We start from the raw sequence: 1996 nt of genomic DNA, 5'->3' as shown, positions 1-1996 counted from the left end.
GGTCATCACGTACCGCCCGGTGCGGCCGTCGAACACCCGGCGGGCCACCGCCGCGTCGGCGGGGGTGTAGAGCACCTGGTCGATCACCGCGTCGAAGGTCCGCCCGCCGAGCGCGGCGGCCAGCCCGGCCTCGTCGGACCGGTCCGCGACGACGTGGTCGACGCCGGGCGGCGGCGGGGTGGAGCCGCGGTTGACCAGGGTGACGCGGGCGCCGGACTCCCGCAGCAGGGAGACCAGGCGGAGGCCGAAGTAGCGGCTCCCGCCGATGACGCAGACGGTGCGCAGTGGATTTCCCGTGACGTTTCCCGTGACGTTTCGCATGACCCTCACTCTGCCGGTGTACCGTCACCAGCAGAACTACCGACTTACTGAACGCGTCATCAGCAGAACTGTTGACCAGGGGGAGTGCCACCGTGATCGACGTCCGACGGCTCACCATGCTCCAGGCGGTCGCCGAGCACGGCAGCTTCAACCGGGCGGCGACCGCCCTGCTGCTCACCCCCTCCGCCGTGTCGCAGCAGATCGCCGCCCTCGAACGCGGCCTCGGCACGACCGTGGTGGAGCGCTCCACCCGCGGCGTGCGGCTCACCGAGGCCGGGCGGCTGCTGGTGGACGCGGCCGGCGCGATCGACGCCGAACTCCGCAACGCCCGGGAGCAGATCGGCCGGCTCGGCGCGGACCGGCCGCGGCTCACCCTGGCCACCTTCACCAGCGGCGGCCGGCACCTGCTGCCCGCCGTCCTGGCCCGGTTCGCCGCCGACCACCCCGAGGCCGAACTGCGCATCCTGGAAAGGGAACCCGAGGACAGCCTGCCGATGGTCCGGGAGGGCGCCGCCGACCTCGCGCTCGCCTACCACTTCGACGGCCCGCTGCCCGTCCTCCCCGGGGACCGCTCCGGCCTGGACTGGACGCCGCTGATGGACGACCCGCTCTCCGTGGTGCTTCCGGCCGGCCACCCGCTGGCCGGCCGGGAAGCCCTGGACCTGGCCGAACTCGCCGGTGAGCGCTGGGTGCTGGGCTGCCTGAAGACCGAGGCCTTCCTGCACCGGTACGCCGAGCTGGCCGGCTTCGAACTCCGGGTCGCGGGCTCCACCACCGACTACTTCTTCGCCCGCTCGCTGGTCGCCGCCGGCGTCGGCGTGTCCCTGGTGCCGTACGTCGCGCTCGAACCCGCACAGCCCGGAACCCGGGTGGTCCCGGTCCAACCCCCGCGCCCCGCCCGCCACTTCGGCGTCGCCCTGCCCCGCCGCCGCCCCGGCCGCTACGCGGAGGCCCTGGCCGCGCTGCTCCGCGCCGAGGTGGCGGCCTCCCGCGGCTGACCGCTCTCGCAGGCCGTGACCGACCGCCCGAACCCCCGGACGTGCTCAGCCGCCCTGCCGCCGGGGGCGGTCGTGCTCCCAGTCCCAGGGGACGGCGGCGAAGACGGGCCCGCCGGCGGCCCGTTCCAGGCGGTACGGGCCGAGCGCCCGGTCGAAGCGGGCGCGGCTGCCGGGCCGGGCGGTGCGCAGGTCGGCGACCAGGGCGTCGTCGGGGAGCCGGGCGACGAGCCCGGCGAGCACCGGGTCCTGACCGGGGGAGCGCAGTTCGGCGGCGGAGGGCAGCGGCAGGGCGGGGCCCTCCGGGTGGAGGGCGTCCCAGAAGTCGTCCGTGAAGGGCTGGACGCCCTCGTCGAAGCCGGTGTCGTCGGCGAGGGTCTCCGCCGTGCCGACGAGGTGGTCCAGCCAGGTCTCCAGCGACTCGGCCTCGACGTGGAGTCCGCCCTCGCGGTACTGCATCAGCACCTGGCCCCAGCTGCCGTCGGACTCGATGTCGACCCAGGTGACGCCGCCGGCGCCGTCGTCGGACACCAGCCAGTGGGGGTGCGGGAGGCCGTGGTCGCGCGTCTGCCGGGGATGGCCGGTGAGCGTGAACTCCGTCGGCGGCACGGTGAATCCGCCCAGCCGGACCAGCAGTTCGCGGGCCGCGGGCGGCACCGGGACGGGCCAGCCGCCGAACG

General features: G+C 75.4%; 2 protein-coding genes and 1 pseudogene. 1 reads left to right on the top strand and 2 read right to left on the bottom strand.

The genetic code is table 11. The features are described 5' to 3' along the window. A pseudogene (locus ABZ885_RS40060) lies at window positions 1–321 on the bottom strand (hypothetical protein); the annotation flags it as partial. Window positions 322–413: 92 nt separating this feature from the next. On the opposite strand from ABZ885_RS40060, the gene ABZ885_RS40055 reads away from it, so the two are divergent. After that, on the top strand, window positions 414–1319 hold the full coding sequence (locus tag ABZ885_RS40055) for a LysR family transcriptional regulator (protein ID WP_360199969.1): 906 nt from the start codon (window positions 414–416) through the stop codon (window positions 1317–1319). Window positions 1320–1364: 45 nt separating this feature from the next. On the opposite strand, the gene ABZ885_RS40050 is transcribed toward ABZ885_RS40055, so the two are convergent. Continuing rightward, window positions 1365–1996 (bottom strand): hypothetical protein (locus ABZ885_RS40050; protein ID WP_360199968.1); only part of this gene is annotated, 632 nt, incomplete at its 5' end.

Origin of the sequence: Kitasatospora sp. NPDC047058, from assembly GCF_040643935.1 — a bacterium.
GTDB lineage: Bacteria > Actinomycetota > Actinomycetes > Streptomycetales > Streptomycetaceae > Kitasatospora.
The sequence above is the reverse complement of the archived record's forward strand: the minus strand, read 5'-3'. Positions and strand labels throughout refer to the sequence as shown.